This is a genomic window from Mycolicibacterium chlorophenolicum (assembly GCF_001044235.1).
Lineage (GTDB): Bacteria > Actinomycetota > Actinomycetes > Mycobacteriales > Mycobacteriaceae > Mycobacterium > Mycobacterium chlorophenolicum.
The window spans coordinates 528,076-553,653 of the sequence record NZ_JYNL01000020.1 but is presented as its reverse complement, the minus strand read 5'-3'; the positions used below and the strand labels follow the sequence as shown (position 1 = coordinate 553,653).

Sequence of the window (25,578 nt, the reverse complement as noted above, 5' to 3'; positions counted from 1 at the left end):
ATGTGGTGCTACCGCCTGACCGCGCCCTATCGGTTCGAGAGAACCGAGCGGCCGCAACCGTCGCCGGAATCGCTGGCCGAGGGCCAGGTGCTGCTGCGCTTTCTCGCCGGCGGCATCTGCGGCAGCGACCTGCCCGCGTTCCGGGGGGCGCAGGGCAGGCTGGCGGGCGACACCGGCGCGCATGCCGCCGAGATGGACGGGTTCCCGGTTCACGAGGTCGCCGGCGAGGTCCTCGCGAGCAGACACGCCGCGCACCGGCCCGGTGACCGGGTGGTCGGGTGGGCCTCGGGTTTCGACGGGCTGATGGAGCAGGTCGTCGCCGACGGCGAGGGGCTGGTCTCCTACGATCCGGCGCTGCGGCCCGAGCACGCGGTGGCGCTGCAACCGCTGGCCTGCGTGCTCTACGCCGTCGAGCAGCTTCCCGACCTGACCGGCCGCCGAGTGGCGGTGCTGGGCCAGGGCTCCATCGGCCTGCTGTTCTCCTACGTCGCGAAAACCGAAGGGGCAGCGCACGTCACCGGCGTCGATCCGCTGGATCGCGACGACGTCGGGCCGTCGTTCGGGGTCGACAGCGTCGTCAGGGCCACCAGCGACCGGTGGGTGCGGCATCTGCGCCCGGAGGCCAGGCCGGACATCGTGATCGAGGCGGTCGGGCATCAGGTGGCGACGCTGTCCCACGCCGTGGAGGCGGCGGCGTCCGGGGGGACGGTGTTCTACTTCGGTGTGCCCGACGACGACGCCTATCCGATCAGCATGCGCACCATGCTCCGGAACAACCTGACCCTCAAGGCCGGAGTGACCCTGGAGCGCCGCCGTGTCCTGCACCGCGCCGACTCCTTCGCCCGCGAGCATCCCGGCCTGCTGGACCGCTATCTGACCCACACCTTCGGAATCGGCGATGTACAGGAGGCTTTCGAGGTGGCGAGCAGACCCGTGCCCGGGCGCATCAAGATCGCGATCGTGGCGTGACGGCGAGCAGACTGCAGCAGGCGCTGGCCACCAAGCCCCAGGTGTGGGGTGGCTGGATCACCGGGCCCACCGCGCTGGGCCCGGAGGCGTTCGCCTGCGCCGGATACGACTATGTGGGTTTCGACGTCCAGCACGGCTATCTCAGCGACGTCGACGTCGCGGTGATGCTGCGTCGCCTGCAGCACACGGCTGTCGCGACGGTGGTGCGCCTACCCGGCGCCGACGCCGCCCCCATCGGCCGGGTGCTCGACGCGGGCGCCGACGGTGTGGTGATCGCGATGGTCGAGACGGCCGAGCAGGCCGGGCAGGCGGTGGCCGCGACGCGCTACGCCCCGGACGGGATCCGCAGCTACGGTCCGTTGCGAGCCGACCTCGGGGTCGATCCGGATGTCCTGCAGTCGCGCGTGTCGGTGTTCGCGATGATCGAGACGGCCCGCGGTCTCGCCGCGGCCGACGAGATATGCGCGGTGCCGGGCCTGACCGGGATCTACGTCGGCCCTGCGGATCTCGCGATCTCGATGGGCCACCACCCGGCGCGCGCCTGGACGCAACCGGAGGTCACGGACGCCGTCGCCGCGATCCGGCGCGCGGCAGCGGCAGCGGGTCTGGTCGCGGGAATCCATGCCGGCAGCGGCGATCAGGGGAGAGTTTTGGCGCACAAAGGCTTTCGGATGATCACACTCGCTTCCGAAACGCAGGCGCTGAGCCGCGGCGCCGCGGCGCACCTCGCCGAGGCCACCGGGACCCCGTGATGCCCGTCGCACTCGTCACCGGTGCCGCACGCGGGCAGGGCGCAGCGATCACGGCGCGGCTTCTCGACGACGGCTACCACGTCGCCGCGTGCGACGTACGCACGATCGACGTGCGCCACGACCGTGCCCTCGCCCTGCACCTCGACGTGACGTCGGGCGATCAGTGGGCGGCGGCGGTCGCGGCCACAGTCGGAGAGTTCGGCGGACTCACCACGCTGGTCAACAATGCCGGTGTGCTGCATCGCCGTCCGCTCGCCGACGAGACGGCCGACGGATTCGAGGGCAGCTGGCGGGTGAATTGTCTCGGGCCGTTCCTGGGCATCCGCGCCGCGCTGCCGCATCTGCGGGACGCCGCGGGTGCCTCCGTGGTCAACACGTGCAGCACCGGCGCGATCAGGCCGTTCCCGAACCACGCGGCCTACGGGTCGTCGAAATGGGCACTGAGGGGGCTGACGCAGGTCGCCGCCGTGGAGTTGGCGCCCGACGGGATCCGGGTGAACGCCGTCTTCCCCGGGCCGGTCGAGACACCGATGCTCGACGCGGACACACAGTCCCGGTTGGCCGCGCACGCGCTGCTGGGCCGCATCGGCAGGCCCGTCGAGATCGCCGACGCGGTGGCGTTCCTGGCGTCGGAGCACGCGTCGTTCATCACCGGATCGGAGCTCATCGTCGACGGTGGGCAATCCCTGACGATCGGATGAGGCGGTCATGACGACATCGCCCTCGGTGGGGATCATCGGCGCCGGCCCGGGCGGACTGGCGCTCGGAATCTTCCTGCGCAAGGCGGGCTTTGACGACGTCACGATCTTCGACCGCGAAAGCGGCGTCGGCGGCACCTGGCGGATCAACACCTATCCCGGCCTGGCCTGTGATGTGAAGTCGCACCTGTACTCCTATTCGTTCGACCTGAACCCGCGGTGGTCGCGGATGTGGTCGGGTCAGCGGGAGATCCTCGAGTACTTCGAGCGCTGCGCGCACCGCCACCGCCTCGGCCCACTCCTGACGCTCGACACCGAGATCGTGTCGGCGCACTGGCAGGCTGATGCGCATCGCTGGCGTCTGCGCACCACCGACGGCGACGAGTACTTCTTCGACATCGTGGTGTCGGCGGTCGGGCTGTTCAGCCGGCCCGTCATGCCCGACCTCGTCGAGGAGGAGCCGTTCACCGGGGCCATCTTCCACACGGCGCGGTGGGATCACTCCGTGGATCTGCGGGGCGCGAAGGTGGCCGTGCTCGGCACCGGATCGACCGCGGCGCAACTGATCCCCGAGATCGCGAAGGTGGCCGACACGGTCTACTCGGTGCAGCGATCGCCGACCTGGGTGCTGCCCAAACCCGACCGGGAGTACAGCCGGCGGGAGAAGTGGGTGTTCGCCCATGTGCCGCTGGCCGCCAGGGTCTACCGCAACCGACTGTGGTGGCGCAGCGAGGCCAACATCTCGGTCATCGAGCACGGCAGCGACAAGACCCGGGAGTTCACCGCCCTTGCGCTGCAGTCTCTCCGGGCCGCCATCGCCGACGACGACCTGCGGCGTCGGTTGACGCCCGACCACCCGATGGGCTGCAAGCGGTTGGTGTTCGCCACCGACTACCTGCGCACGCTCGGTCAGCCGCACGTCGAGGTGGTCTCCAGCCCCGCCCGGGCCCTGCGGTCGCGATCGTTGGTGACCGCCGACGGCACCGAACTCGACATCGACGCGGTGGTGTGCGCGACCGGTTACGCCGCGGCGGACTACCTGGGACAGCTGGAGGTCCGCGGGGTGGACGGGGCCACCCTGAGCCAGACCTGGGGCGACGGAGCCTTCGCCTATCTGGGCATGACCGTGCCCGGCTATCCGAATTTCTTCATGCTGTACGGCCCCAACACCAATGTCGGTTCCAACAGCGTGATCTTCATGCTGGAGGCGCAGGCCCGCTACATCGTGCGTGCCCTGAGGTATCTGCGCCGCAGGAAGAAGTCCCTCATCGAGGTGCGTCCCGAGGTGATGAGCGACTTCCTCGCGCGGATCGACACGTGGATGACCGGCACGGTCTGGCTGACGCGGTGCAGCAACTACTTCCGCGCCGCGAACGGCCGGGTGGTCACGCAGTGGCCGCGCAGCGCCCGGCACTTCTGGGCGCTCACGCGCCGCTTCCGGCCGGGGGACTACCGTTTCGACGCAGACGAACGGGAGGTGGACCGATGACGATCACCGAACGGCTCGACCCGGCCCTGCGGCATCTGGCCGACGCCCGCGCAGATCTGTCGCCTGCCGTGCTCGGCGCGGTCCGCGATTCACTGAACCAGCGCCGCGGCGAGGCCGCCAGGACACTGGACACGATCGGGGTGGAGATCGAGCAGCGCACGGTGCCCAGCGGATCGGGTGACAGCATCGAGGTCCGGATCTATCGTGGCGGTCCGCCGCCGTCGCCGGCCGTGATCTACTGCCACGCGGGCGCGTTCGTGCTCGGCAACCTGGATACCGATCACCGGCAGTGCATCGAGTACGCGCGCCGGGGCCGCTGCACGGTGATCTCGGCGGACTACCGCCTGGCACCCGAGCATCCCTTCCCGGCCGCCCTGGACGACGTGGCCGCGGTGCTGGAGTGGACGGTGAGGTGCAGTGCCGAGCTCGGCATCGATGCCGGTGCGGTGGCCGTGGCGGGCAGCAGTGCCGGGGGAGCGCTGGCGGCGGGCGTGGCTGCGAGGGCTGTGGCGGGGGACGCCGCACCCGTGGTGTTCCAGATGCTGCACCAGCCGGTGCTCGACGACCGGCCGAGCCCGTCCAAGGAAGAGTGCTCCACGACACCGGGTTTCGACTCCGAGGCGGTGCGCTGGATGTGGGAGCACTACCTGGCGGGTGCGCCGGTCACCCCCGAGGCCGCGCCGGGGCGGCGGTCCGATCTCACCGGACTGCCTGGCGCGCTGATCACGTGCTCGGAGCTCGACCCCCTGCGCGACGAGGCGATCGATTACGCGTTGCGACTGCAGTGGGCGGGCGTGTCCACCGAACTCCATCTCTTCCCGGGCACCTGCCACGGTTTCGACGCGCTGGTCCCTGAATGGGAGACCAGTGCGCGGCTGTTCGAGATGCAGGGCGCCGCGCTGAGGCGGGCCCTGCTGCGCTGACGTGCGTGCGTCAGCCGCTGAACGAGAACCGTTCGCGCAATCGCGCCATCACCTCGCTGCGTCCCTGGTCGGCGAGCGGCAGGCGTTCGTCGTAGCGCGGGGCGGCGCCGTGATCGTCAGTGGGATCGGTGTTCGCAGTGTCGGAGTTCTCGGGTTGGTTCATGGTGATCCCTGCATGAGGACGTCACCGGGGTTGGTCGGCTCGAAGTTCGCTACTTCTGGAGGCAGCGGCTACCCGCGGCTACCACCATGTCGACCCAGCTGCATCATCAGCTGCTGTCGATCCTAGACCTCTTCATCAGGCCACCGCGAGTGTGCGCAAACTGTGTACGGAGAGCGGCGTGTCGAGCGCAGACACGCACGCTCGCCGAAGAGGGGAAGGGGCTACAACGCCGGGATGACCTCGCCGGCGAGCAAGTCCAGTGTCTCGTCCGAGCAGCGGTCGTGGGTGAACAGCACGATCTGGCCGAACCCCATCCCGATCAGCTCACGCAACCGGTCCGCCACGGCGGCGGGGGTTCCGATCAGCCCCGCCTCGTGCAGCCCGAATCCCGGCCCGCCGAAACGCTTCTCGGCGGCGTCGCGCACCGCGGGCAGCGCCGCGTCATCGCGTGCCAGCGCCGCCACCGCTTCGATCGACATCACGATGGACGCCGGGTCCCGGCCCACGGCCTCGCACGCCGACCGAAGGGCGGCGATCGCGTTCTCGAGGTCGCCGAGCGCGTAGGTCGGGACGTTCCACACGTCGGCGTAGCGGGCCACCAGCGGCAGGGTGTACTTCGCGCCCACCCCGCCGACCACGATCGGGGGTCGCGGACGCTGCACCGGACCCGGCTTGACCGGCATGTCGGAGACCGTGAAGTGGTTGCCCGCGTGCGTGATTCGCTCTTCGTCGAAAGCCTGGTGCAGGATCTCCAATGTCTCGCCGAGCCGCCCCGAGCGCTGGGCGAACGTCCCCCAGTCGAAGCCGCCCCGCCGGTGCTCGTCGTCGAGGGAGCCGCTGCCGACACCGAGCGTGAGCCGGCCCCCGGAGATCTGGTCGAGCGTGGTGGCCATCTTCGCGAGCATCACGGGGTGGCGGAACTGGTTGCACAGCACCATGTGTCCGATCCGGATCCGCTCGGTGTTGCTCAACAGTGCGGTCGCCAGCGTCCACGCCTCCAGAGACGGCAGGTCGGGCATGCCGGGCGCGTAGAGATGGTCGTAGAGCCAGAGCGATTCGATGCCGAGCTCGTCGCAGCGTCGCGTGCGCCGCAGCACCTCCTGGTAGGTGAAGCCCATGTGGGGCAGGTACACGCCGATCTCGGGCCTGCTCATGGACCTCCCTGTCGCTGTACATTCCGCCTCCGCCATGGTAACGACATTCTCACAGAAGAAGAAGGCGGTTCTAGCCGCCATGACAGGGAGGCCGGCGTGCAGTTCGCGATCACCCATCCGATGCACACTCACCCCTACACCCCCGAACTGGTCACCGGGTCGGGCATCGCGACGGTCGCCGCCGCGGCCGAGGCAGCCGGCTTCGACGGGTTCGGGTTCACCGACCATCCGGCGCCCACCACACGATGGCTCACGGCGGGTGGCCACGACACGTTGGACCCCTTCGTCGCGATGGGTTTCGCCGCCGCGCACACCACGACGCTGAGACTGATCCCGAACATCGTCGTGCTGCCCTACCGGAACCCCTTCGTCGTCGCGAAAGCCGGTGCGACGCTCGACCTGGTCTCCGGCGGCCGCTTCGTCCTCGCGGTCGGGGTGGGTTACCTCAGGCGCGAATTCGCCGCGCTCGGCGTGGATTTCGACGAGCGCGCCGCTCTGTTCGAGGAGTCGCTCGACGTGATCCGGCAGATCTGGACCCGCGACGACGTCAGCGTCGAGGGCAGGCACTTCACCGCCGACGGCATCACCGCGCACCCCCGTCCCCTCACGGCGCCGCATCCGCCGATCTGGATCGGGGGCAACACCTCGGCGGCGCGGGCGCGGGTGGCCGCCCACGGGCAGGGCTGGTGCCCGTTCCGAGCGCCCGCCGCGCTCGCGAAGACCGCCCGCACCGCCGCGCTCGACACCGTGGATCGGCTGGTCGCGGGGGTCGCCGATCTGCGTCGTCGCCTCGAGGACGCGGGACGCGATCCGTTCGACGTGGACATCGCCTTCACCAACGACGCCGGCGGCGATCCCGGTGACGACGCCTTCAACGCGGACGCGTTCCTGGCCGGCGCCTCCGACCTGGAGAGGGCCGGCGTGACGTGGATCCAGGTGACGGTGCCCGGCGACAGCCTGGCCCGCGCCGTCGATGCCGTCGAACGGTTCGGCGCCGAGGTCATCGCGGCGCGCTGAGTCTCAGATTCGAACCAGGGTCTTGCCGATGTTGGCGCCGGTGAACAAACCGTTGAGCGCGTCGACGCAGGACTCGATGCCGTCGAAGATGTGTTCGCGGTGCACGAGCAGGCCCTCTGTGTCCCACCGGCGCAGCGCGGCGAACGCCTCGTCGAACCGGCCCCATTCGTCGAGGGCGTTGAACCCCTGCATCAGAGCGGTCTTGGCGAGCAGGTTGACGTAGTTGGCGGGGCCGGGATGCTCACCGGTCAGGTAACTGGAGATGACCCCGCACAGCACCACCCGCGCCTTGTGAGCCAGCCTGCCGAGCACTGCGTCGAGGATCGGTCCGCCGACGTTGTCGAAGTACACGTCGACCCCGCGGGGGCAGTGCTTCTTCAGCGCCGCCGGTAGATCCTCACCGCGGTAGTCGATGCACGCGTCGAATCCGAAGTCCTCCACCACGGCCCGGCATTTGTGCGGCCCGCCCGCGATGCCCACCACCCGTGCACCCGCGATCCGGGCGATCTGGCCCGCCACCGAACCCGTCGCCCCGGCGGCAGCCGACACCACGACCGTCTCACCCGGCTGCGGCCGGCCGATGCCGGTCATCCCGAAGTACGCGGTGGCGCCGGTCGGGCCGTAGATCGACATCACCGCGCGCTGATCGACCTGGTCCCCGGGGCCGGGGACCGGCGTGGTGAACAGGTCGTCCCGGACGATGGTGTACTCCTGGAAGCCGGTCAGGGTGGTCACCACATCACCGACACTGTATGCGTCGCAACGGGTTTCGATCACTTCGCCGATGCCGGCGGCGCGGATCACCTCGCCGATCTGCACCGGCGGCAGGTAGCTCGGCTGGTCGTCCAGCCACGTCCTGGCCGCCGCGTCGATGCCCACGTACGTGGTGCGCACCAGCGCCTCCCCGGCAGCCGGTTCCGGCGCCGTCGACGTCACGAGTTCGGTGTCCCCGGGCGCGACCAGTCCGTTCGGACGGCGGCGCAACACGATCTGGCGGTTGGTCAGAGTCGGCACACGGGCGAACCTACGCCACGGCGTCGTCGCCGCGGACCCGCTTCGGCTACAGGCGCCACAGTGCCTCCTGGGTGGTGGTGGCCACCAGCACGCCGTCGAGGTCGAACAGCGAGCCGAGTACCAGTCCGCGGGAGTCGCTGTGGTTGCGCTGCTCCACCTCGTAGCGGTGCCAGGCGTGCGGGATGAATCGACGGTGGAACCACACCGAGTGGTCCAGGCTGGCGGCGTAGGCGGCGCCGGGCGTCAGCGGCGCACCCGCGGGCCGGGCCACCGGAACCGGGCCGAAGTCGGACATGAACGTCAGCGTGCACGCCTGGATCAGCGGATCGTCCTCGATCTCGGCCCGGGTGCGGATCCAGAACGGCGGCAGCGCGAACACCGACTCGTCGCCCGGGCGGGTGCGGATCTCGAACCTGTCCGCGTACTCGATGCCCGGCGCCTTGGCGCGGGCATCCTCGAGGGACAGTGACGGCACGGCGTGCGGCTGCTGGTCCGCTCCCGGTTCGGCCACGTGGAACGACGCGATCATCTCGAGGATGACCGCGCCGTGCTGGACCGCGGTGACGCGGCGGGTGTCGAAGGACCGGCCGTCCCGGGTGCGCTCGACCCGGAACTCGACGTCCTCGCCGTACCGGCCGCCGCGGACGAAGTACAGATGCAGCGACTGTGGGAGCTTTCCCGGGTCCACGGTGGCCCCCGCGGCGCCGAGGGCCTGCGCCGCGATCAGACCGCCGAACAGGCGGGAGCCGGGACCCGCTGCCGGCTGCGTCGTGACGAACGTGTCGTCGCTGCGGCGGTCGAAATCCAGCAGCTGCGCGATCCAGCTAGCGGGCGGCGAAATGCTTCTGCCCGTCGGAAGCCATCCGGCCGAACCCGGCCTTGACGATCGGAGCGAGCACCGTGAACGGCAGGCGCATGGCCCCGACCGGTTCGATGGCGACCAGCCACGTGAACTTCGTGCCGGTGCCGTCCGGTTCGACGCGGTAGTCCTCGGCGAAACGCCGGAACAGCGGGGCGTTCGCCTCGTAGACGTAGAAGCTGTAGCCCGAGCCCTCGTCCCAGCGGAAGAACCGCTCGTGCACCTGCGCGGGCCCGAGGGCCACCGTCCGGGTGGTGCCGACGCCGAACGGCCGGGGTGAGGTCCAGGTCAGCGACGTCACCGTCGGCCCCCACTCGGACAGCGACGCGTCGGACTGCAGCGACTCCCAGACCTGCGCGGGGGCGGCGTCGTAGTGCTTCTCGTAGCGGAACACATGCGGCGCCGACTCCAGGAAATCGGCGTCGGCGGCTTCCAGCGCGAACCATCGTGGCATGGCGCTGACTCTAGAGCGCGGCCGCCGGCAGCTCCATCACCGAGGTGGACCAACGCGAGGTCGAGCGGGCAGGTGCGCGATGACGTCTGCACGTGACTCGTCGAAGCTGAGCATCCCGGCGATCGGCGAACTCTCCGGCAGAGGCTTCTCGTAGCTCCACGCCACGTCGTCGACCACCACATCGCCGACCACGGCGCCCCAGTAGGTCGCATGGCCCTTGTAGTTGCAGTAGCTCGTCGTCGCGGACCGGCGCAGCACGTCGGTGCGGACCAGGCTGGGCCGCACGTACAGGCGCGGCGCCAGCGAGGTCTCGAAGACGATCACGGTGTCGTCGGTGTCGACGAGCGGGACGCCTGCGAGCTCGACCCGGAGCCGGCGGGTGGTGGGCCGGCAGTCCACCCGGTGGTACGGGTTGGGCGGGTAGTGCACCAGGGTGCGGCCTTCCTCGATCCACGTGTCCACCGCGGTCCAGGGCACGACGACGAATCCCGGTGCCTCCGGTACCGGGTCGGCGCGCAGGTCCCCGACGTCCTCGACGCGGAAGGCGTAGTGCAGCGGTTGGCCGCGGCGGTGCACCATCAGCGCGCGCTCGGTGTCGATCACGGTGTGATCGTTGCGGATTGCCTGCACCCGCCGGGGATGCGGCTCGATGTAGACGAGGTCCCCGGACAGCGGGGGGACGAAGCGGCCCGCGCGGTCCGCGGTGAGAGGACCGCGGCCGGCGACCAGGCTCATGGTCGGCAGTGTACAAATGCCCATCGCGGGGTGCGCAGAACAGGTGAAATGGGTACCAGGGTGTCGACGAACGGGGTGATCGATGAAGCGGCTCAACGGCGTGGACGCCATGATGTTGTACAGCGAGACACCGGAGATCCACATGCACACGCTGAAGATCGGCGTGCTCGACGTGTCCGGTATCGACGGGTTCGACTTCGACATGTTCCGCACCCTGGCGCTGCCGCGCCTGCACGCGCTGGCGCCGCTGCGCTGTCAACTCGTCGACATCCCTCTCAAGTTGCACCATCCGATGTGGGTGCAGAACGCCGAGATCGACCTGGACTACCACCTGCGCCGGGCACGGGTGCGGGCCCCGGGCGGACGTCGCGAACTCGACGAGTTGATCGGCGAGATCGCGAGCACACCCCTGGATCGCAGTCGCCCGCTGTGGGAGATGTATGTCGCAGAAGGGTTGGCGGACAACCGGATCGCGGTCATCCACAAAGTGCACCACGTGCTCGCCGACGGGATGGCGTCGGCGAACCAGATGGCGATGGCGATCGGTCCGCGCGACCCGGAGGTCGGGGGAGCGCTCGCTGAGGCGCCCCCGGATTCGCAGGCGCCGATCAACCTGCTCAAGGCCGCCGGCCGCGACCACCTGAGGGGATTGAGCCGGCTGCCCCGGCTGCTGCGCGACACCGCCGCCGGGGTCACGCGGGTCCGCCGCAGCGCACGCGAGCGCGGCCCGAATCCCGACCTGGCCCGCAATTTCGCCCCGCCGCCGACGTTCATCAACCACGTGGTCTCGCCCGGCCGGCGGTTCGCCACCGCGCCGCTGGCGCTGGCCGACGTCAAGGAGACCGCGCAGCACCTCGGCGTCACGCTCAACGACATCGTGCTCGCGACGGCGGCGGGGGCGCTGCGCCGTCTGCAGTTGCGGTACGACGGGGCCGCCGACGCGCCGCTCATCGCCGGGGTCCCGGTCAGCGTCGACACCTCACCGCAGCGGTTGATGGGCAACGAGTTCACCTACATGACCCCGTCGCTGCCCGTCCACGTCGACGATCCGCTCGAACGGGTCCGGCTCACCGCACTGGCGACCGCGATCGCCAAGGAGAACCACCAGATGCTCGGGCCGACCCTGCTGCCGTCCTGGCTGTCGTATCTGCCGCCGGCGGCGACGCCGCGCATCTTCCGTCAGCAGGCGCGGCGGGTCGAGTCCGCGATGGTGATGAACCTGACCATCTCGAACGTGAAGGGTCCCCGCGAGCGCGGGTTGATCCACGGCGCGACGGTCAACGAGATCTACTCGGTCGGCCCGATCGTCGCGGGCAGCGGGATGAACATCACGGTGTGGAGCTACGTCGACCAGCTGGCCGTCTCGGTGCTCACCGACGACCGCACGCTGGAGGATCCGCACGAGGCGACCGACGCGCTGATCGAGTCGTTCGTCGACATCCGCCGCGCGGCGGGGCTGTCCGGCGATCTCACGCCGGTCGGCAGCGCCCTCCCGCCGGCTGTGGCGGTCTGACGCAGAAGTCTTGGCCGAGGGCGTCTTTCGCAATCGCTGCGCCAACGCGCCTTTACAAAACATGCAAGAAGTGTCACCCTGGGTGCGATGAGCGCGCGCACGTTCGAGGTGACGTCCGACAGCTGCTGCCGGCACCGGCTGCTGGTCCTGGGCAGTGGCACCGGTGACATCGGCGACCTCGTCGAGGCGGCGGGTGGCTTCCTGTGCGACCGCGCCCGCGCCGGGTGGGACGTGACCGTGATCGCGGCGGGCTGCGAGGCATCCCGATCGCTGGCCATCCTCGGCGTCACCGGCACGACGGAGTCCGTCGACATCGCGACCGCGCTGCGGGCGTTGCCGCCGGGGGCGGCGGTGGCGGTCGCGCCGGATCTGCTGAGCCACGACGCCCGGTTACGTCACGAACTCGCGCGCATCGCACGCGGCGGCGTGATCGAGATCCTGGTGTGGGGCACGCCGGCCCAGGGCGAGCCCGGACGGGGACTGGAACCGGTCACGCATGCGGTCAGTGGCGCGGCGCGGGCGTTCAAGGGCCACGCGTTGACGGCCGAGGGCCGGGCGCGCGGTCATGACGCCGAGAGGCTGTACCGGGTGCGGCCCGCGGCGTTGCGCCCGCTCTCCCCGGTGTGAGTCGCTAGCGGGTGTCGCTGTTGCGGCCGAGGTAGACGCTGCGGGCCACGAATCCGAGCAGCAGGGCCGCGCCGGCGATCAGGAACCAGTCCTCGACGTGGCCCTGGTGGTTGCCGTGCGTCATCAGGAGCAGGAACACCGCGGCGATGACCCCGCCGACCTGCTGCAGCCGCCGGTTCTCCTTGGACCAGCCCCACTGTGCGGACGGCACGTCCTCGACGTCGACACCCGTGTGTCGCTCCACCTCGGTGCTTGCCACAGCTGCTCCTCCGGTCTCGGTTGTTGAGGCCATTCTGACACAGCCGTAGGCTGGCCGGTCATGGCAGCGCAGCAGGCCGACGGACGGTTCACCGGCAGGGTGGTCTTCGTGACGGGCGCCGCGCGGGGGCAGGGCCGCGAGCACGCCGTCCGGTTCGCCGAGGAGGGCGCGGACGTCATCGCCGTCGACCTGTGCGAGCAACTCGACAGCGTGGCGTACCCGATGGCCACGCCCGAGGACCTCGAGGAAACGGTGCGCCTGGTCGAGAAGACGGGCCGTCGCATCGTCGCCGAGCGCGCGGACGTCCGTGACCGTGACGCGCTCGCCGGGGTCGTGGACCGGGGAGTCGCCGAATTCGGGCGGCTGGACTTCGTGCTCGCCAACGCGGGCATCCTGCCCGCGGCCGGCGCGCAGGGCCGTGACATCACCGCCTACACCGACGCGGTGGCCGTCCTGCTCAACGGCGTCTACTTCACCGTCGACGCCGCGCTGCCGGCGCTGCTGCGCAACCCCGACGGCGGCGCGATCGTGCTCACCAGTTCGGCGGCCGGATTCAAGTCCGTCAGCACCGATTTCGACAGCATGACCCACGGCGCGGCCGGCTACACCGCCGCCAAGCACGGCGTCGTCGGCCTGATGCGGCACTTCGCCACGTCGCTGGCCGCCCGCAACATCCGGGTCAACTCGGTGCATCCCGGCGGCGTCGCGACCCCGATGGTGATCAACGAGGCGATGGGCGGCTTCGTCGCCGAGCACCCGTCGTTCGGTGAGTCGCAGCGGCCGCTGATGACGCTGCCGATGATGGAGCCGGGCAGCGTGACCGACGCGGTGATGTTCCTGTGCGCGCCGACGGGCCGCTACATCACCGGGGTGGCGCTGCCGGTCGACGCCGGGCTGCTGCTCAAGTGAGCCGGCGTCAACTCAGGTTGCTGTAGCGGCGCAGCGCCTCGGCGCGTTCGTGGCCGTGGTCGACGATCGGCTCCGGGTAGCCCTCGGGCCGGTCACCGTCGAGTTTGTGGACGTCGGGCACATCGGCCAGTTCGGGCACCCAGCGCCGGATGTAGTCACCGGACGGATCGAACTTGGTGCCCTGGGTGGTGGGGTTGAAGACCCGGAAGTAGGGCGCCGCGTCGGTCCCGCAGCCCGCCGCCCACTGCCAGCCGTGCTGATTGTTGGCCATGTCCCCGTCGACGAGTTGGTCGAGGAACCAGCGCGCGCCCCACTGCCACGGCAGGTGCAGATCCTTGACCAGGAACGAAGCCACGATCATGCGCACCCGGTTGTGCATGAACCCCGTCTCGGCGAGCTGACGCATGCCGGCGTCGACGATCGGGAAGCCCGTCCGGCCCGCCTTCCACGCCTCGAACGCCTTCTCGGCGTCCTTTCCCTCGTCGACCTCGATCGCGTCGAACGCGCTGTTGAAGTTCCACCACACGCTGCGCGGCCACGCGTGCAGCACCGAGGCGTAGAAGTCGCGGAAACACAGTTCGCGAAGGTAGGCCGACGCTCCGTTGCCGCGGCCGAGGTCGGCGGCCATCGTGCGCGGGTGGATCGCGCCGAACTTCAGGTGCGCCGACATCCTGCTCGTCGCGGCCAGGTCCGGCCGGTTGCGGTCGTCGGCGTAGCCGGTCACCCCGTCGTCGAGGAATTGCTTCCACTGTTTCCGCGCCGCCTGCTCACCGGCGGGCACATCGAGCTCGACGTCGAGGTCGGGAACGTCGACGAGCTTCGCCCCCTTCACGTCGGACGGGTCGACCCAGCGGGCGCAGTCGGGCCCGGATTCCGCCGGGGGCCGCCAGCCGTGTTTGCGCCACGCGGAGAAGAACGGGGTGAACACCTTGTAGGGGCTGCCGTCGGGCTTGGTGACCCGGCCGGGGGAGACGAGGTAGGGGGAGCCGGTCGCGACCAGATCGATGTCGCCGAGCGCGTCGCGCACCCGGTCGTCGCGGCGCCGGCCGAACGGCGTGAAGTCGTCGGACACGTGCACGGCGCTGGCGTCGACGGCCTTGGCCAGCTTCGGAATTCGGGCCGCCGGATCACCGCGGGTGATCAGCAGACGGCCGTCGAGGCGCTCCTGGAGGTCCCGCAGCGCGTCGTAGAGGTAGCGCAGTCGGCGCGGTCCTGACGAGGCCTCGAGCCGGGGGTCGAGCACATAGCAGGCGAGGACCTCGCCGTCGGCGTCGTCGTCGCGGGCGGCGGCCAGCAGCGCGGGCAGATCGGCGAGCCGCAGATCACGGCGGAACCACATCACGGCGGTCATGGCATAGATGCTGCCCCGGAATCCGGGTCGAGAAACAGGTGCAAATCGGACGGAACGATGACGGCGCCGCAGTGCCGACGAGGATCCCCCGCCCGGTCGGGGGGAATAGGCGGGGGATCCTCTGTCCTGGGGGCCGTCAGGCCGCCGGCGGCATCAGCACCGTGTCGATCAGGTACACGGTCGCGTTGGCGGTCTTCACGCCACCGCACACCACCGATGCGTTGTTGACCATCAGGTGATCGGGGGTGCCCGTGACCGTCAGATCGGCGCCCTGGACCGTCTTGTGGGTGCCCACGACCTTCGACGGATCCGCCTGACCCGGAACCACGTGATAGGTCAGGATGTTCGTCAGCAGCGGCGCGTCGGTCTTGAGCTTGTCGATCGTCGCCGGATCGATCTTGGCGAACGCCTCGTCGGTCGGGGCGAATACGGTGAACTCACCGCCGTTGAGCGTGTCGACGAGGTTGACCTGCGGGTTGAGCTGACCCGAGACGGCTGCGGTGAGCGTCTTGAGCAGCGGGTTGTTCGACGCCGCCTCGGCGACCGGCGCCATCGACATGCCCTGCACCGAACCGGGTCCGGTGGGCACCTCTGCCGCATAGGCAGCGCATCCCGGGCCGGCGGGCTGCGCGCCCGCGATCGGGGCGGTGGCCAGGATCATGCCGGCGGCGGTCGCCGCGGCGAAGCCGATGCCGGCTACGCGTCGTGCTTTGTCCATCATGATGTCGATCTCCTCAAAGGTGTTGATTGACAGTACTTTTGGTGAATCGATACGGCTGCGATCAGGCGGCCGGGGGCATCAGGACGGTGTCGATCATGTACACCGTGGCGTTGGCGGTCTTCACGCCACCGCACACCAGTCCGGCGTCGTTGACCTTCAGGTCGTTCCCGGCGCCGGTCACCGTCAGGTTCGCGCCCTGCACGGTCTTGTGCTCACCGGCGACGGCATCGGGCGCAGCCTGGCCCGGCACGACGTGGTAGGTCAGGATGCTGGTCAGCAGGTTGGAGTCGGTCTTCAGCTTCTCGATGGTCGCCGGGTCGATCTTGGCGAAGGCGTCATCGGTCGGGGCGAACACGGTGAACTCACCGCCGTTGAGCGTGTCGACGAGGTTGACGTTCGGGTTCAGCTGGCCCGAGAGCGCCTGGGTCAGCGTCTTGAGCATCGGGTTGTTCGCGGCGGCCTCGGTCACCGGAGCGGTCGACATCCCGGCCACGGAACCCGGGCCCGACGGCACCTGCTCGGCGTAGGCGGCACAGCCCGAGCCGATGAGGTTGGCGGCCGGGTCAGCCGCGGGGCTGGCCGGAGCGGACGAGGTAGCGGTCGCGGACTCCACGGCCGAGGAGGCTGCGCTGGTCGCCGACGAGGCCGTGCTGGATGCCTCTTCGCTGGAACACGCGGAGGCTCCGAAGATCGCCAGAGCGGCGAGGCTCGCGGCGGCGGCGGACTTGCGGTGAACTGTGAGCATCACTTCATCCCTTCGTGGGCGGGCCTCTGTGCCCGTCCTTGGCTGACACACGTGATTCACCGCCATTCGCTTTTCGGATCGGTCCGGGGGCTTCACGTCACACTTGTGTCACAGTCACCTCACAGATGCCGGCGCGGCACAATGAACGCGTGACGCGACGCGTACTGATCCTCGGAAGCACGGGGTCGATCGGCACCCAGGCCCTCGAGGTGATCGCGGCCAACCCCGACGAGTTCGAGGTCGTCGGGCTGGCCGCCGGCGGCGGCAACACCGATCTGCTCGCCGCGCAGCGCGCGCAGACGGGCGTGACGAACATCGCGGTCGCCGAACCGCGGGCGGCCGAGAAGCTCGGCGACGTCCCGTACTCCGGACCCGACGCGGTGACGCGGTTGGTCACCGAGACCGAGGCCGACGTGGTGCTCAACGCCCTGGTCGGTGCGCTGGGCTTGCAGCCCACGCTGGCGGCGCTGGCCACCGGTGCCCGGCTGGCGCTCGCCAACAAGGAGTCGCTGGTCGCCGGCGGACCGCTGGTGGTCAAGGCGGCCGCACCCGGCCAGATCGTGCCGGTCGACTCCGAGCACTCCGCGCTGGCGCAGTGCCTGCGCGGCGGCACCGCCGACGAGGTCGCCGCGCTGGTGCTCACCGCCTCGGGCGGCCCCTTCCGCGGGTGGACCGCCGAGCAGCTCGAACACGTCACGCCCGAGCAGGCGGGGGCCCATCCGACATGGTCCATGGGGCCGATGAACACGCTGAACTCGGCGTCGCTGGTCAACAAAGGCCTGGAGCTGATCGAGACGCACCTGCTGTTCGGGGTCGACTACGACCGCATCCAGGTCGTCGTGCACCCGCAGTCGATCGTCCATTCGATGGTCACCTTCACCGACGGGTCGACGCTGGCGCAGGCCAGCCCGCCGGACATGAAGCTGCCGATCGCGCTGGCGCTGGGCTGGCCGTCACGGGTCGCCGGGGCCGCCCTGGGGTGCGACTTCACCACGGCGTCGACCTGGGACTTCGAACCTCTCGACGACACCGTGTTCCCCGCGGTCACGCTCGCCCGAGAAGCCGGTGTGGGCGGCGGCTGCCTCCCCGCGGTCTACAACGCCGCCAACGAGGAGGCGGCCGCGGCGTTCCTGGCCGGCCGGATCGGATTCCCCGCGATCGTGCGCACTGTCGAGCACGTGCTGCGCGCTGCTGACCAGTGGGCCGCCGAACCCGCTACCGTGGATGACGTCCTCGACGCACAGGACTGGGCGCGCGACCGCGCCCGGCGTGCCGTCGAGCACGAGTTCGCAGGTACCCGGGACTAGCAGGAGTAGAGGGCCCACCAGATGATGTTCGCGATCGGCATCGTGCTCTTCGCACTCGCCATCCTGCTGTCGGTGGCGCTGCACGAGTGCGGCCACATGTGGGTCGCGCGCGCGACCGGGATGAAGGTGCGGCGCTATTTCGTCGGGTTCGGTCCGACCCTGTGGTCGACATATCGGCGCAATCGGCTGGGCTCGACCGAGTACGGCGTCAAGGCCGTCCCGCTCGGCGGGTTCTGCGACATCGCGGGTATGACGTCGGTCGAGGAACTCGATCCCGAGGACCGGCCCTACGCGATGTACCGGCAGAAGACGTGGAAGCGCGTGGCGGTGCTGGCCGCGGGACCCGGGATGAACTTCGTCATCGGCCTGGTGCTGATCTACGCGATCGCGATCATCTGGGGCCTGCCCAACCTGCACCAGCCGACCAACGCGATGGTGGGGGAGACGTCGTGTGTGAAAGACGAAGTCACGCAGGGCACCCTGGGCGAATGTGTGACGGCCAGCCCGGCCGCGGCCGCCGGCATCCGCGCCGGTGACGTCGTGGTGAAGGTCGGCGACACCCCGGTGGCGAACTTCGACGAGATGTCCTCAGCCGTGCGCAAACTCAACGGGCCGACCCCGATCACCGTGCAGCGCGACGAGAACGGGCAGACCCGTGAGTTCGTCACGACGGTCAACGTCACCCCGAGCCAGCGCTACATCGCGGGCGGCGACGGCGCCGAACCGGCGCCCGCCAACGTCGGCACCATCGGCGTGACCGCCGCCAGTTTCGGCCCGACGCAATACAACCCGCTGTCCGCCGTGCCGGCGACGTTCGCCTTCACCGGCGACCTCGCGGTCGAACTGGGCAAGTCGCTGGCCAAGATCCCCACCAAGGTCGGCGCGCTGGTGCAGTCGATCGGCGGCGGGGAGCGGGACCCGGAGACCCCGATCAGCGTGGTCGGCGCCAGCATCATCGGCGGCGACACCGTCGAAGCGGGGCTGTGGGTGGCCTTCTGGTTCTTCCTCGCCCAGCTGAACTTCGTGCTCGGCGCGGTCAACCTGGTCCCGCTGCTGCCGTTCGACGGCGGCCACATCGCGATCGCGGTGTTCGAGAAACTGCGCAACATGTTCCGGACCGCGCGCGGCAAGGTCGCCGCCGCCCCGGTGAACTATCTCAAGCTGATGCCGGCCACCTACGTGGTGCTGGTGTTGGTGGTCGGCTACATGCTGCTGACCGTGACCGCCGACCTGGTCAATCCGATCAGGTTGTTCCAATAGGGTCCGCTCGGTTCCACTAAGGAAAGCTCTGATGACTTCCATCGGTTTAGGAATGCCGGCCGCTCCGGCGCCCGTACTGGCCCCGCGCCGCAAGACCCGTCAGTTGATGGTGCGCGACGTCGGTGTGGGCAGTGATCACCCGATCTCGGTGCAGTCCATGTGCACCACCAAGACCCACGACATCAATGCCACGCTGCAGCAGATCGCCGAGCTGACCGCGTCGGGCTGCGACATCGTCCGGGTGGCGTGTCCGCGTCAGGAGGACGCCGACGCGCTCCCGGCCATCGCCAAGAAGTCGCAGATCCCGGTGATCGCCGACATCCACTTCCAGCCCAAGTACATCTTCGCCGCGATCGACGCGGGATGTGCTGCGGTGCGCGTGAACCCGGGCAACATCAAGGAGTTCGACGGCCGCGTCGCCGAGGTCGCCAAGGCCGCCGGCGACGCCGGCATCCCGATCCGCATCGGCGTGAACGCCGGCTCGCTGGACAAGCGGTTCCTCGAGAAGTACGGCAAGGCCACCCCCGAGGCGCTCGTGGAGTCCGCGCTGTGGGAGGCGTCGCTGTTCGAGGAGCACGGCTTCGGCGACATCAAGATCAGCGTCAAGCACAACGACCCCGTCGTGATGGTCGCCGCGTACGAGCAACTCGCGGCCCAGTGCGACTACCCGCTGCACCTCGGGGTCACCGAGGCCGGGCCCGCCTTCCAGGGCACCATCAAGTCGGCGGTCGCGTTCGGTGCGCTGCTGTCCAAGGGCATCGGCGACACGATCCGCGTCTCGCTGTCGGCGCCGCCGGTCGAGGAGGTCAAGGTCGGCAACCAGATCCTGGAGTCGCTGAACCTGCGGCCCCGGGGTCTGGAGATCGTGTCGTGCCCGTCGTGCGGTCGCGCGCAGGTCGACGTCTACACCCTGGCCAACGAGGTGACCGCGGGCCTGGAGGGCATGGACGTGCCGCTGCGGGTCGCGGTGATGGGCTGCGTGGTCAACGGTCCCGGTGAGGCGCGGGAAGCCGACCTCGGGGTGGCCTCCGGCAACGGCAAGGGCCAGATCTTCGTCAAGGGCGAGGTGATCAAGACCGTGCCCGAGGCCCAGATCGTCGAGACGCTGATCGAGGAGGCCATGCGGCTGGCCGAGCAGATGGACACGGCGAAAGGTTCCGGGGATGCCAGCGGTTCGCCGGTTGTGACCGTAAGCTGAGCCAGGACCCCGTGCACGGGGTCTGATGCCAAGGGTCGTCGCAGAAAGAGTCCAGATGTCGGCTCCTCCGCTTTTTCGCCTCGTTGACGAGCGAAGGGTGTCGGTGGTGCGCGACATCCGCGACATGACCGCCGTCCGTCAGGTCCTCGACGACGACCCGGTGGCCTCCTGCATGGTCGCCTCCCGCGTCGCCGAGCACGGCATCGAGCCGTCGGCCATCGGCGGCGAACTGTGGACGCGGCGACGTGCCAGCGAATCCCTCTGCTACGCCGGGGCCAATCTGATCCCGTTGCGTGGCGCCGCCGGTGACCTGAATGCGTTCGCCGACAAGGCGATGAGCACGTCACGGCGGTGCTCGTCGCTGGTGGGCCGCGCCGAGCTCGTGCTGCCGATGTGGCAGCGGCTGGAGCCGGTGTGGGGGCCGGCCCGCGACGTGCGCGCCCACCAACCGCTGATGGCGCTCGGCACCGCACCCGCCTGTGCCGTCGACCCGGCGGTGCGGCAGGTGCGGATGGAGGAACTCGACGCCTACCTCGTCGCGGCGATCGACATGTTCATCGGCGAGGTCGGGATCGACCCCCGGATCGGCGACGGCGGCCGGGGCTACCGCCGCCGGGTCGCCGGGCTGATCGCGGCGGGGCGGGCGTGGGCCCGGTTCGACCGCGGACAGGTGGTGTTCAAGGCCGAGATCGGTTCGCAGTCTCCGGCGGTGGGCCAGATCCAGGGCGTCTGGGTGCATCCCGACTTCCGGGGCCGGGGCATGGGCACCGCGGGCACCGCGACCGTCGCCGCGGCCGTCGTGGGCAGCGGTCGCATCGCGAGCCTGTACGTCAACAGCTTCAACACCGTTGCCCGCGCCACCTACGCGCGCATCGGGTTCACCGAGATCGCCTCGTTCGCGACGGTGCTGCTCGATTGACGGCCGAACAGGATGCGGCGGTGCAGCGCAAGGTCGTCGCCGACGCGATGGTGGCCGCGCTGGAACGGCGGCACGAGGTGCTCGACGCGGTCGTGGCCTCCGAGGACTACGACGCGGCGATCGAGGCGCTCGCCGATCTGCTCGACACGTCGGCCGACGCGGCCGAGGCGGTGCTGAGGCTGTCGTTCGATCGCCTGACCCGGGTGTCACGGCGCCGGATCGCCGCGGAGTTGGACACGCTGACCAGTCAGCTCGCCACCCCCGCCGCGGCTGAGCAGACGCCGGGCTCGTCGCGGCGGCTGCGCCTGCGGCCGTTCAGTCCCGACACCGACCGCGACATCTTCGCCGCCCGCACCCGCGACATGCGTTCGGCCGGCGACGGCACCGACGCCCCGCCACGCGACCTCGGCGACGAGATCCGCGACGCCGTCAGCCGGGTCGCCGCCGAGGAGGCGGCGTGGCTGGTCGCCGAGGTCGGTGCCGCCAAGGTGGGCATGGTGTTCGGCGAGCTGTCCGGCGGCGAGGTCGACGTGCGCATCTGGATTCACCCGGAGCACCGCAAGCAGGGCTACGGCACCGCGGCGCTGCGCACCTCGCGCTCGGAGATGGCAGCCTATTTCCCGGCGGCGCCGCTGGTGGTACGCGCCCCCGCCGCCGGCGCATAACACTTTCCCGCCCGCCGAGATCGACGACAAGCTGGCTTTTTCTCGCACGTTCACGCCCAAACGTCGGTTCCGGCGCCGCGGTGCGGTGCGCCTCCGTCGAAACCGGATCGTTACTTCTTAACATCTGTCCCAATGGCAACAAGAGTCTCATCCGTATCGACCGCGGCGTCGCTCGTCGCGGTCGTCGTCCTGGTCCTGTCGCTCGGAGCCTGCACGCCACGGCCCAACGGTCCCGAGCCCACCGCCGAAGAGTTCTTCGCCGCGCTGGCCACCGGGGACACCGGGGCCGCCGCCGCGCTGGCCGACCGTCCCGACGACGCCCGCGCCGCGCTCAACGAGGCCTGGGCCGGTCTGCAGGCCACGGGCCTGGACGCGCAGATCCTCAACTCCAAGTACGCCGAGGACACCGGCAGCATCGCCTACCGCTACACCTGGCATCTGCCCAAGGACCGCACCTGGACCTACGACGGGCAGCTGAACATGGTCCGCGAGGAGGGCCGCTGGCAGGTGCGCTGGAGCGCGACCGGTCTGCACCCGCGGCTGGGGGAGAACCAGACGCTGGCGCTGCGCGCCGACGCCCCTCCCCGCGCCTCGGTCAACGAACGCAGCGGCACCACCGTGCTGGTGCCCGGATACCGCTACGCGTTCGCGCTCGACGCGAAGGCCGCCGGCGAGAACCTGATGCCGACGGCGCGCACCGTGGCCGACGCTCTGCGCCGCTTCGACAACACACTCGACCCGCAGCGGCTCGCCGAGCAGGCCAGCTCGACCAAGGGCCCGCTGAACCTGATGACGCTGCGCCAAGCCGACCGCGACGCGGTGGTCGGCGCCCTGGGCGCGCTGCCCGGTGTGGTCATCACCCCGCAACCCGAGATGGTCCCCACCGACGAACACTTCGCGCCGGCGCTCGTCGACGAGGTCAGGAAGACCGTCTCCGACGAGCTCGACGGATCCCCGGGCTGGCGCGTCGTGACCGTCAACCAGAACGGCGTCGACGTCGACGTCCTCAACGAGGTGCCCGGCACGCCCGCGCCGTCTGTCAGCATCAGCCTGGACCGCGCCGTCCAGGACGCCGCGCAGAACGCCGTCGATGTCACCGGTAAGCAGGCCATGATCGTCGTGATCAAACCGTCGACCGGCGAGATCCTGGCCGTGGCGCAGAACGCGGCCGCCGACCGCGACGGGCCGATCGCCACGATGGGCCTCTACCCACCCGGATCGACGTTCAAGATCGTGACGGCCGGCGCGGCCATCGAACGCGACATGGCCACCCCCAACACCCTGCTGGGTTGCCCGGGCCACCTCGACATCGGGCAGCGGACCGTGCCCAACTACGGCGGATTCGACCTCGGTACGGTGCCGATGTCACGGGCGTTCGCCAGCTCCTGCAACACCACCTTCGCGGAACTGGCCAGCAGGATGCCGCCGCGGGGACTGACCCAGGCCGCGTCGCAGTACGGTATCGGCCCGGACTACGACATCGCCGGGATCTCGACCGTCAGCGGTTCGGTGCCGCCGACGGTGAACCTCACCGAGCGCACCGAGGACGGCTTCGGTCAGGGCAAGGTGCTGGTCAGCCCGTTCGGGATGGCGCTGGCGGCCGCGACCGTCGCCGCCGGCCAGACCCCGGTGCCGCGCCTGATCGAGGGCCGCGACACCGAGATCACCGGCGACCGCCAGCCGATCCCGCCCAGCGTGGTCGACAACCTGCGGCCGATGATGCGCCTGGTGGTGACCAACGGCACCGCGAAGGACCTGCAGGGGGCCGGGGACGTGCGCGGGAAGACCGGCGAGGCGGAGTTCGCGGGCGGTTCGCACTCGTGGTTCGCCGGCTATCGCGGCGACATGGCCTTCTCCGCCCTGATCGTCGGCGGCGGCAGCTCCGAGTACGCGGTGCGCATGCTCAAGGGCATGCTCGATTCGCTGCCGCCCGACTACCAGGCCTGACGGCGGACTCCAGCGGTACCGTGGAACGGTCATGACCGATATCAATCACGGCAGGCTGCCCGCCGAGATACCCGTGCCGGAGATGCGGATCTCCGACGCCGACCGCAACGGGACCCTGCGCCGGCTGCACAACGCCGTCGCGCTCGGCCTGATCGACATCCAGGAGTTCGAGGAACGCTCGGCGATGGTGTCGCGGGCGCGGCTGCCGTCGGATCTCGACGCGCTCGTCGGCGACCTGCCCGGCCCGGGCGCGATCGTCGCGTCCGCGGCCGACCGGGTGGAACTGCGCGGTGTGATGGGTTCGCTCAAGCGGCAGGGCGCGTGGGTGGTGCCCACCCGGCTGGCCCTCTACCGGCGGATGGGATCGGTGGACCTCGACCTGACCCGCGCCCGGTTCGCCGGTCCGATCGTGATCATCGAGCTCGACATGAAGTTCGGCGGCCTGGACCTGCGGCTCCCCGACGGCGCCAGCGCGTCGATCGACGACGTCGAGGTCACCGTGGGCAGCGCCACCGACCATCGCAGAGATGCTCCGGCAGAAGGCAATCCGCACGTCGTGCTGACCGGCAAGGTGGTGTGCGGCTCGGTCGACATCCGCGGTCCGCAGAAGTCGTGGCGGGTGGGGCTGCCCCGGCGGGGCCACTGACCTAAGGGCTGTCGAGCACGGCGAAGCTCAGCGTGGCCCGTGCGGCCAGCCGGTCGCGCGCGACGTCGACGACGTCGACCGCGATGACCGACAGTCGACGGCCCGCACGCACCACCGTCGCCTCGGCGCGGGCGGGGCCATCGAGGACCGGTGCCAGGAAGTGCACCGTCATGTCGGCCGTCGTGACATCCCGTCCGGGCCCGACCCGGCGGTCGGCCAGCCGGCCCGCCGCGACGTCGATCAGCGTCGCCACGAGGCCGCCCTGCAGCGCGCCACGGCGGTTGGTCAGATCGGGACGGTTGTCCAACTCGATGACCATCCGGTCGTCGGACTCCTCGATGTCACGGAAGTTCAGTTGCGCGAACAGGTGTCCCGGGGTGACCTCCATGGCCGAACGCTAGCATTGCGTCATGTCTGTACGGACCGCCCTTCGGCCCGGCACGGTGTCGCCGACACGGCCGGTGCCTGCGTCGATTCCCCGTCCCGAGTACGTGGGCAGGCCGACCGCGCAGGAGGGCTCGGAGCCGTGGGTGCAGACCCCGGAGGTGATCGAGAAGATGCGGGTGGCCGGCCGGATCGCCGCCGGCGCGCTCGCCGAGGCGGGCGCAGCGGTCGCCCCCGGCGTCACCACCGACGAACTCGACCGGATCGCCCACGAGTACATGGTCGATCACGGTGCCTACCCGTCGACGCTGGGTTACAAGGGCTACCCGAAGTCGTGCTGCACGTCGCTGAACGAGATCATCTGCCACGGCATCCCGGACTCGACGGTCATCGAGGACGGCGACATCGTGAACATCGACGTGACCGCGTACATCGACGGCGTGCACGGCGACACCAACGCGACCTTCCTGGCGGGCGACGTCACCGAGGAACACCGGCTGCTCGTCGAACGCACCCATGAGGCCACCATGCGGGCGATCAAGGCGGTCAAGCCGGGCCGCGCCCTCTCGGTGGTCGGACGGGTCATCGAGGCGTACGCGAACCGGTTCGGCTACAACGTCGTTCGCGACTTCACCGGTCACGGCATCGGCACCACGTTCCACAACGGCCTGGTGGTGCTGCATTACGACCAGCCGTCGGTGCAGACCGTGATCGAACCCGGGATGACGTTCACGATCGAGCCGATGATCAATCTGGGCAGCCTGGACTACGAGATCTGGGACGACGACTGGACCGTGGCGACCCGGGACAAGAAGTGGACCGCCCAGTTCGAGCACACGCTGGTGGTCACCGACTCCGGCGCGGAGATCCTCACCGCGGCCTGAGACGTCGGTAGCCTGA

General features: G+C 70.0%; 28 protein-coding genes. 17 read left to right on the top strand and 11 right to left on the bottom strand.

The annotated features are described in order from the left end of the window. From MCHLDSM_RS10740 to MCHLDSM_RS10720, 5 genes are read left to right on the top strand one after another with little or no spacing between them, the layout of a single operon-like run. Positions 1 to 969, top strand: coding sequence for a zinc-binding dehydrogenase (locus MCHLDSM_RS10740; RefSeq protein ID WP_048470031.1), 969 nt, complete (start codon positions 1 to 3; stop codon positions 967 to 969). Continuing rightward, positions 966 to 1,721 (top strand): HpcH/HpaI aldolase family protein, encoded by a 756-nt coding sequence (locus MCHLDSM_RS10735; RefSeq protein WP_048470030.1) that lies wholly within the window; start codon positions 966 to 968, stop codon positions 1,719 to 1,721. Before MCHLDSM_RS10740 ends, MCHLDSM_RS10735 begins: the two co-directional genes overlap by 4 nt. Continuing rightward, the gene (locus MCHLDSM_RS10730) at positions 1,721 to 2,422 is read left to right on the top strand and encodes an SDR family NAD(P)-dependent oxidoreductase (RefSeq protein WP_048470029.1); all 702 of its coding nucleotides are present in this window, start codon (positions 1,721 to 1,723) and stop codon (positions 2,420 to 2,422) included. Before MCHLDSM_RS10735 ends, MCHLDSM_RS10730 begins: the two co-directional genes overlap by 1 nt. A gap of 7 nt (positions 2,423 to 2,429) precedes the next feature. Further along, positions 2,430 to 3,908, top strand: a complete 1,479-nt coding sequence (locus MCHLDSM_RS10725) for a flavin-containing monooxygenase (protein ID WP_048470028.1) — start codon at positions 2,430 to 2,432, stop codon at positions 3,906 to 3,908. Then, positions 3,905 to 4,831: an alpha/beta hydrolase gene (locus MCHLDSM_RS10720; RefSeq protein WP_048470027.1), complete on the top strand. Its 927-nt coding sequence runs from the start codon at positions 3,905 to 3,907 to the stop codon at positions 4,829 to 4,831. Before MCHLDSM_RS10725 ends, MCHLDSM_RS10720 begins: the two co-directional genes overlap by 4 nt. A 10-nt stretch (positions 4,832 to 4,841) precedes the next feature. Here the strand turns inward: MCHLDSM_RS10720 and MCHLDSM_RS38100 are convergent, their stop codons facing one another. Continuing rightward, entirely contained in the window at positions 4,842 to 4,994 is a 153-nt protein-coding gene (locus MCHLDSM_RS38100; RefSeq protein WP_156090904.1) for a hypothetical protein, read from the bottom strand. A 221-nt stretch (positions 4,995 to 5,215) separates the two neighbouring features. Beyond that, entirely contained in the window at positions 5,216 to 6,148 is a 933-nt protein-coding gene (locus MCHLDSM_RS10715; RefSeq protein WP_048470026.1) for an LLM class flavin-dependent oxidoreductase, read from the bottom strand. A gap of 96 nt (positions 6,149 to 6,244) precedes the next feature. Here MCHLDSM_RS10715 and MCHLDSM_RS10710 point away from each other — a divergent pair, with 96 nt between their 5' ends. Further along, positions 6,245 to 7,165: an LLM class F420-dependent oxidoreductase gene (locus MCHLDSM_RS10710; RefSeq protein WP_048470025.1), complete on the top strand. Its 921-nt coding sequence runs from the start codon at positions 6,245 to 6,247 to the stop codon at positions 7,163 to 7,165. Between the two features lie 3 nt (positions 7,166 to 7,168). Here MCHLDSM_RS10710 and MCHLDSM_RS10705 read toward each other — a convergent pair whose 3' ends face one another. Genes MCHLDSM_RS10705 through MCHLDSM_RS10690 form a run of 4 tightly spaced genes read right to left on the bottom strand, consistent with a single transcriptional unit; the run spans position 7,169 to position 10,227 of the window. After that, complete coding sequence (locus tag MCHLDSM_RS10705) at positions 7,169 to 8,179, bottom strand: NADP-dependent oxidoreductase (protein WP_048470024.1); 1,011 nt, start codon at positions 8,177 to 8,179, stop codon at positions 7,169 to 7,171. Between the two features lie 46 nt (positions 8,180 to 8,225). Continuing rightward, complete coding sequence (locus MCHLDSM_RS10700; RefSeq protein ID WP_048470023.1) at positions 8,226 to 9,020, bottom strand: acyl-CoA thioesterase; 795 nt, start codon at positions 9,018 to 9,020, stop codon at positions 8,226 to 8,228. Beyond that, the gene (locus MCHLDSM_RS10695; RefSeq protein ID WP_048470022.1) at positions 9,004 to 9,492 is read right to left on the bottom strand and encodes an SRPBCC family protein; all 489 of its coding nucleotides are present in this window, start codon (positions 9,490 to 9,492) and stop codon (positions 9,004 to 9,006) included. The genes MCHLDSM_RS10700 and MCHLDSM_RS10695 overlap by 17 nt, the downstream gene beginning before the upstream one ends. Positions 9,493 to 9,528: 36 nt before the next feature. After that, positions 9,529 to 10,227: a DUF427 domain-containing protein gene (locus MCHLDSM_RS10690; protein WP_048470021.1), complete on the bottom strand. Its 699-nt coding sequence runs from the start codon at positions 10,225 to 10,227 to the stop codon at positions 9,529 to 9,531. An 82-nt stretch (positions 10,228 to 10,309) separates the two neighbouring features. Here MCHLDSM_RS10690 and MCHLDSM_RS10685 point away from each other — a divergent pair, with 82 nt between their 5' ends. Both MCHLDSM_RS10685 and MCHLDSM_RS10680 read left to right on the top strand, forming a co-directional pair. Continuing rightward, complete coding sequence (locus MCHLDSM_RS10685) at positions 10,310 to 11,740, top strand: WS/DGAT/MGAT family O-acyltransferase (protein ID WP_048470020.1); 1,431 nt, start codon at positions 10,310 to 10,312, stop codon at positions 11,738 to 11,740. 87 nt (positions 11,741 to 11,827) lie between these two features. Further along, complete coding sequence (locus MCHLDSM_RS10680) at positions 11,828 to 12,367, top strand: hypothetical protein (protein WP_048470019.1); 540 nt, start codon at positions 11,828 to 11,830, stop codon at positions 12,365 to 12,367. A gap of 4 nt (positions 12,368 to 12,371) precedes the next feature. On the opposite strand, the gene MCHLDSM_RS10675 is transcribed toward MCHLDSM_RS10680, so the two are convergent. Next, the gene (locus tag MCHLDSM_RS10675; RefSeq protein WP_048417187.1) at positions 12,372 to 12,626 is read right to left on the bottom strand and encodes a DUF2631 domain-containing protein; all 255 of its coding nucleotides are present in this window, start codon (positions 12,624 to 12,626) and stop codon (positions 12,372 to 12,374) included. Between the two features lie 60 nt (positions 12,627 to 12,686). On the opposite strand from MCHLDSM_RS10675, the gene MCHLDSM_RS10670 reads away from it, so the two are divergent. Beyond that, on the top strand, positions 12,687 to 13,535 hold the full coding sequence (locus MCHLDSM_RS10670; RefSeq protein ID WP_048470018.1) for a mycofactocin-coupled SDR family oxidoreductase: 849 nt from the start codon (positions 12,687 to 12,689) through the stop codon (positions 13,533 to 13,535). 7 nt (positions 13,536 to 13,542) lie between these two features. Here MCHLDSM_RS10670 and MCHLDSM_RS10665 read toward each other — a convergent pair whose 3' ends face one another. The 3 genes from MCHLDSM_RS10665 to MCHLDSM_RS10655 form a co-directional block, all read right to left on the bottom strand. Next, positions 13,543 to 14,886: a cryptochrome/photolyase family protein gene (locus MCHLDSM_RS10665; protein WP_048470017.1), complete on the bottom strand. Its 1,344-nt coding sequence runs from the start codon at positions 14,884 to 14,886 to the stop codon at positions 13,543 to 13,545. Positions 14,887 to 15,022: 136 nt separating this feature from the next. After that, entirely contained in the window at positions 15,023 to 15,607 is a 585-nt protein-coding gene (locus MCHLDSM_RS10660) for a fasciclin domain-containing protein (RefSeq protein WP_048470016.1), read from the bottom strand. A gap of 61 nt (positions 15,608 to 15,668) precedes the next feature. Further along, positions 15,669 to 16,352 (bottom strand): fasciclin domain-containing protein, encoded by a 684-nt coding sequence (locus MCHLDSM_RS10655; RefSeq protein WP_048470015.1) that lies wholly within the window; start codon positions 16,350 to 16,352, stop codon positions 15,669 to 15,671. Positions 16,353 to 16,477: 125 nt separating this feature from the next. Here MCHLDSM_RS10655 and dxr point away from each other — a divergent pair, with 125 nt between their 5' ends. From dxr to MCHLDSM_RS10620, 7 genes are all read left to right on the top strand, one after another. After that, positions 16,478 to 17,659, top strand: a complete 1,182-nt coding sequence (gene dxr, locus MCHLDSM_RS10650) for a 1-deoxy-D-xylulose-5-phosphate reductoisomerase (protein ID WP_048470014.1) — start codon at positions 16,478 to 16,480, stop codon at positions 17,657 to 17,659. A 21-nt stretch (positions 17,660 to 17,680) separates the two neighbouring features. Next, a complete protein-coding gene (locus MCHLDSM_RS10645; protein WP_048470013.1) occupies positions 17,681 to 18,919 on the top strand; it encodes a M50 family metallopeptidase in 1,239 nt (412 codons plus the stop codon). A 31-nt stretch (positions 18,920 to 18,950) separates the two neighbouring features. After that, positions 18,951 to 20,117 carry a flavodoxin-dependent (E)-4-hydroxy-3-methylbut-2-enyl-diphosphate synthase gene (gene ispG, locus MCHLDSM_RS10640; protein ID WP_048470012.1) on the top strand — a complete coding sequence of 389 codons (1,167 nt, stop codon included), beginning with the start codon at positions 18,951 to 18,953 and terminating at the stop codon, positions 20,115 to 20,117. Positions 20,118 to 20,172: 55 nt separating this feature from the next. Next, the gene (locus MCHLDSM_RS10635; RefSeq protein ID WP_048417194.1) at positions 20,173 to 21,036 is read left to right on the top strand and encodes a GNAT family N-acetyltransferase; all 864 of its coding nucleotides are present in this window, start codon (positions 20,173 to 20,175) and stop codon (positions 21,034 to 21,036) included. A 47-nt stretch (positions 21,037 to 21,083) separates the two neighbouring features. Next, positions 21,084 to 21,701, top strand: coding sequence for a GNAT family N-acetyltransferase (locus MCHLDSM_RS10630; protein ID WP_048470285.1), 618 nt, complete (start codon positions 21,084 to 21,086; stop codon positions 21,699 to 21,701). Positions 21,702 to 21,833: 132 nt separating this feature from the next. Then, a complete protein-coding gene (locus tag MCHLDSM_RS10625; RefSeq protein ID WP_048470011.1) occupies positions 21,834 to 23,648 on the top strand; it encodes a penicillin-binding transpeptidase domain-containing protein in 1,815 nt (604 codons plus the stop codon). A 31-nt stretch (positions 23,649 to 23,679) separates the two neighbouring features. Then, positions 23,680 to 24,294: a DUF1707 SHOCT-like domain-containing protein gene (locus MCHLDSM_RS10620; protein ID WP_048470010.1), complete on the top strand. Its 615-nt coding sequence runs from the start codon at positions 23,680 to 23,682 to the stop codon at positions 24,292 to 24,294. A 1-nt stretch (position 24,295) separates the two neighbouring features. On the opposite strand, the gene MCHLDSM_RS10615 is transcribed toward MCHLDSM_RS10620, so the two are convergent. After that, positions 24,296 to 24,682, bottom strand: a complete 387-nt coding sequence (locus MCHLDSM_RS10615) for a PaaI family thioesterase (RefSeq protein ID WP_048470009.1) — start codon at positions 24,680 to 24,682, stop codon at positions 24,296 to 24,298. Positions 24,683 to 24,704: 22 nt separating this feature from the next. Here MCHLDSM_RS10615 and map point away from each other — a divergent pair, with 22 nt between their 5' ends. Then, positions 24,705 to 25,562 carry a type I methionyl aminopeptidase gene (gene map / locus MCHLDSM_RS10610; RefSeq protein WP_048470008.1) on the top strand — a complete coding sequence of 286 codons (858 nt, stop codon included), beginning with the start codon at positions 24,705 to 24,707 and terminating at the stop codon, positions 25,560 to 25,562. The last annotated feature ends 16 nt before the right edge of the window (positions 25,563 to 25,578 follow it).

Bases quoted from the DNA above. Each gene is read 5' to 3' on its own strand.
- MCHLDSM_RS10740 (WP_048470031.1), top strand. From the start codon at position 1: ATGTGGTGCTACCGCCTGACCGCGCCCTATCGGTTCGAGAGAACCGAG.
- MCHLDSM_RS10730 (WP_048470029.1), top strand. From the start codon at position 1,721: ATGCCCGTCGCACTCGTCACCGGTGCCGCACGCGGGCAGGGCGCAGCG.
- MCHLDSM_RS10725 (WP_048470028.1), top strand. From the start codon at position 2,430: ATGACGACATCGCCCTCGGTGGGGATCATCGGCGCCGGCCCGGGCGGA.
- MCHLDSM_RS10720 (WP_048470027.1), top strand. From the start codon at position 3,905: ATGACGATCACCGAACGGCTCGACCCGGCCCTGCGGCATCTGGCCGAC.
- MCHLDSM_RS38100 (WP_156090904.1), bottom strand. From the start codon at position 4,994: ATGAACCAACCCGAGAACTCCGACACTGCGAACACCGATCCCACTGAC.
- MCHLDSM_RS10715 (WP_048470026.1), bottom strand. From the start codon at position 6,148: ATGAGCAGGCCCGAGATCGGCGTGTACCTGCCCCACATGGGCTTCACC.
- MCHLDSM_RS10695 (WP_048470022.1), bottom strand. From the start codon at position 9,492: ATGCCACGATGGTTCGCGCTGGAAGCCGCCGACGCCGATTTCCTGGAG.
- MCHLDSM_RS10690 (WP_048470021.1), bottom strand. From the start codon at position 10,227: ATGAGCCTGGTCGCCGGCCGCGGTCCTCTCACCGCGGACCGCGCGGGC.
- MCHLDSM_RS10685 (WP_048470020.1), top strand. From the start codon at position 10,310: ATGAAGCGGCTCAACGGCGTGGACGCCATGATGTTGTACAGCGAGACA.
- MCHLDSM_RS10680 (WP_048470019.1), top strand. From the start codon at position 11,828: ATGAGCGCGCGCACGTTCGAGGTGACGTCCGACAGCTGCTGCCGGCAC.
- MCHLDSM_RS10670 (WP_048470018.1), top strand. From the start codon at position 12,687: ATGGCAGCGCAGCAGGCCGACGGACGGTTCACCGGCAGGGTGGTCTTC.
- MCHLDSM_RS10665 (WP_048470017.1), bottom strand. From the start codon at position 14,886: ATGACCGCCGTGATGTGGTTCCGCCGTGATCTGCGGCTCGCCGATCTG.
- MCHLDSM_RS10660 (WP_048470016.1), bottom strand. From the start codon at position 15,607: ATGATGGACAAAGCACGACGCGTAGCCGGCATCGGCTTCGCCGCGGCG.
- MCHLDSM_RS10655 (WP_048470015.1), bottom strand. From the start codon at position 16,352: ATGCTCACAGTTCACCGCAAGTCCGCCGCCGCCGCGAGCCTCGCCGCT.
- dxr (WP_048470014.1), top strand. From the start codon at position 16,478: ATGCCGGCGCGGCACAATGAACGCGTGACGCGACGCGTACTGATCCTC.
- MCHLDSM_RS10645 (WP_048470013.1), top strand. From the start codon at position 17,681: ATGATGTTCGCGATCGGCATCGTGCTCTTCGCACTCGCCATCCTGCTG.
- ispG (WP_048470012.1), top strand. From the start codon at position 18,951: ATGACTTCCATCGGTTTAGGAATGCCGGCCGCTCCGGCGCCCGTACTG.
- MCHLDSM_RS10635 (WP_048417194.1), top strand. From the start codon at position 20,173: ATGTCGGCTCCTCCGCTTTTTCGCCTCGTTGACGAGCGAAGGGTGTCG.
- MCHLDSM_RS10630 (WP_048470285.1), top strand. From the start codon at position 21,084: ATGGTGGCCGCGCTGGAACGGCGGCACGAGGTGCTCGACGCGGTCGTG.
- MCHLDSM_RS10625 (WP_048470011.1), top strand. From the start codon at position 21,834: ATGGCAACAAGAGTCTCATCCGTATCGACCGCGGCGTCGCTCGTCGCG.
- MCHLDSM_RS10620 (WP_048470010.1), top strand. From the start codon at position 23,680: ATGACCGATATCAATCACGGCAGGCTGCCCGCCGAGATACCCGTGCCG.
- MCHLDSM_RS10615 (WP_048470009.1), bottom strand. From the start codon at position 24,682: ATGGAGGTCACCCCGGGACACCTGTTCGCGCAACTGAACTTCCGTGAC.
- map (WP_048470008.1), top strand. From the start codon at position 24,705: ATGTCTGTACGGACCGCCCTTCGGCCCGGCACGGTGTCGCCGACACGG.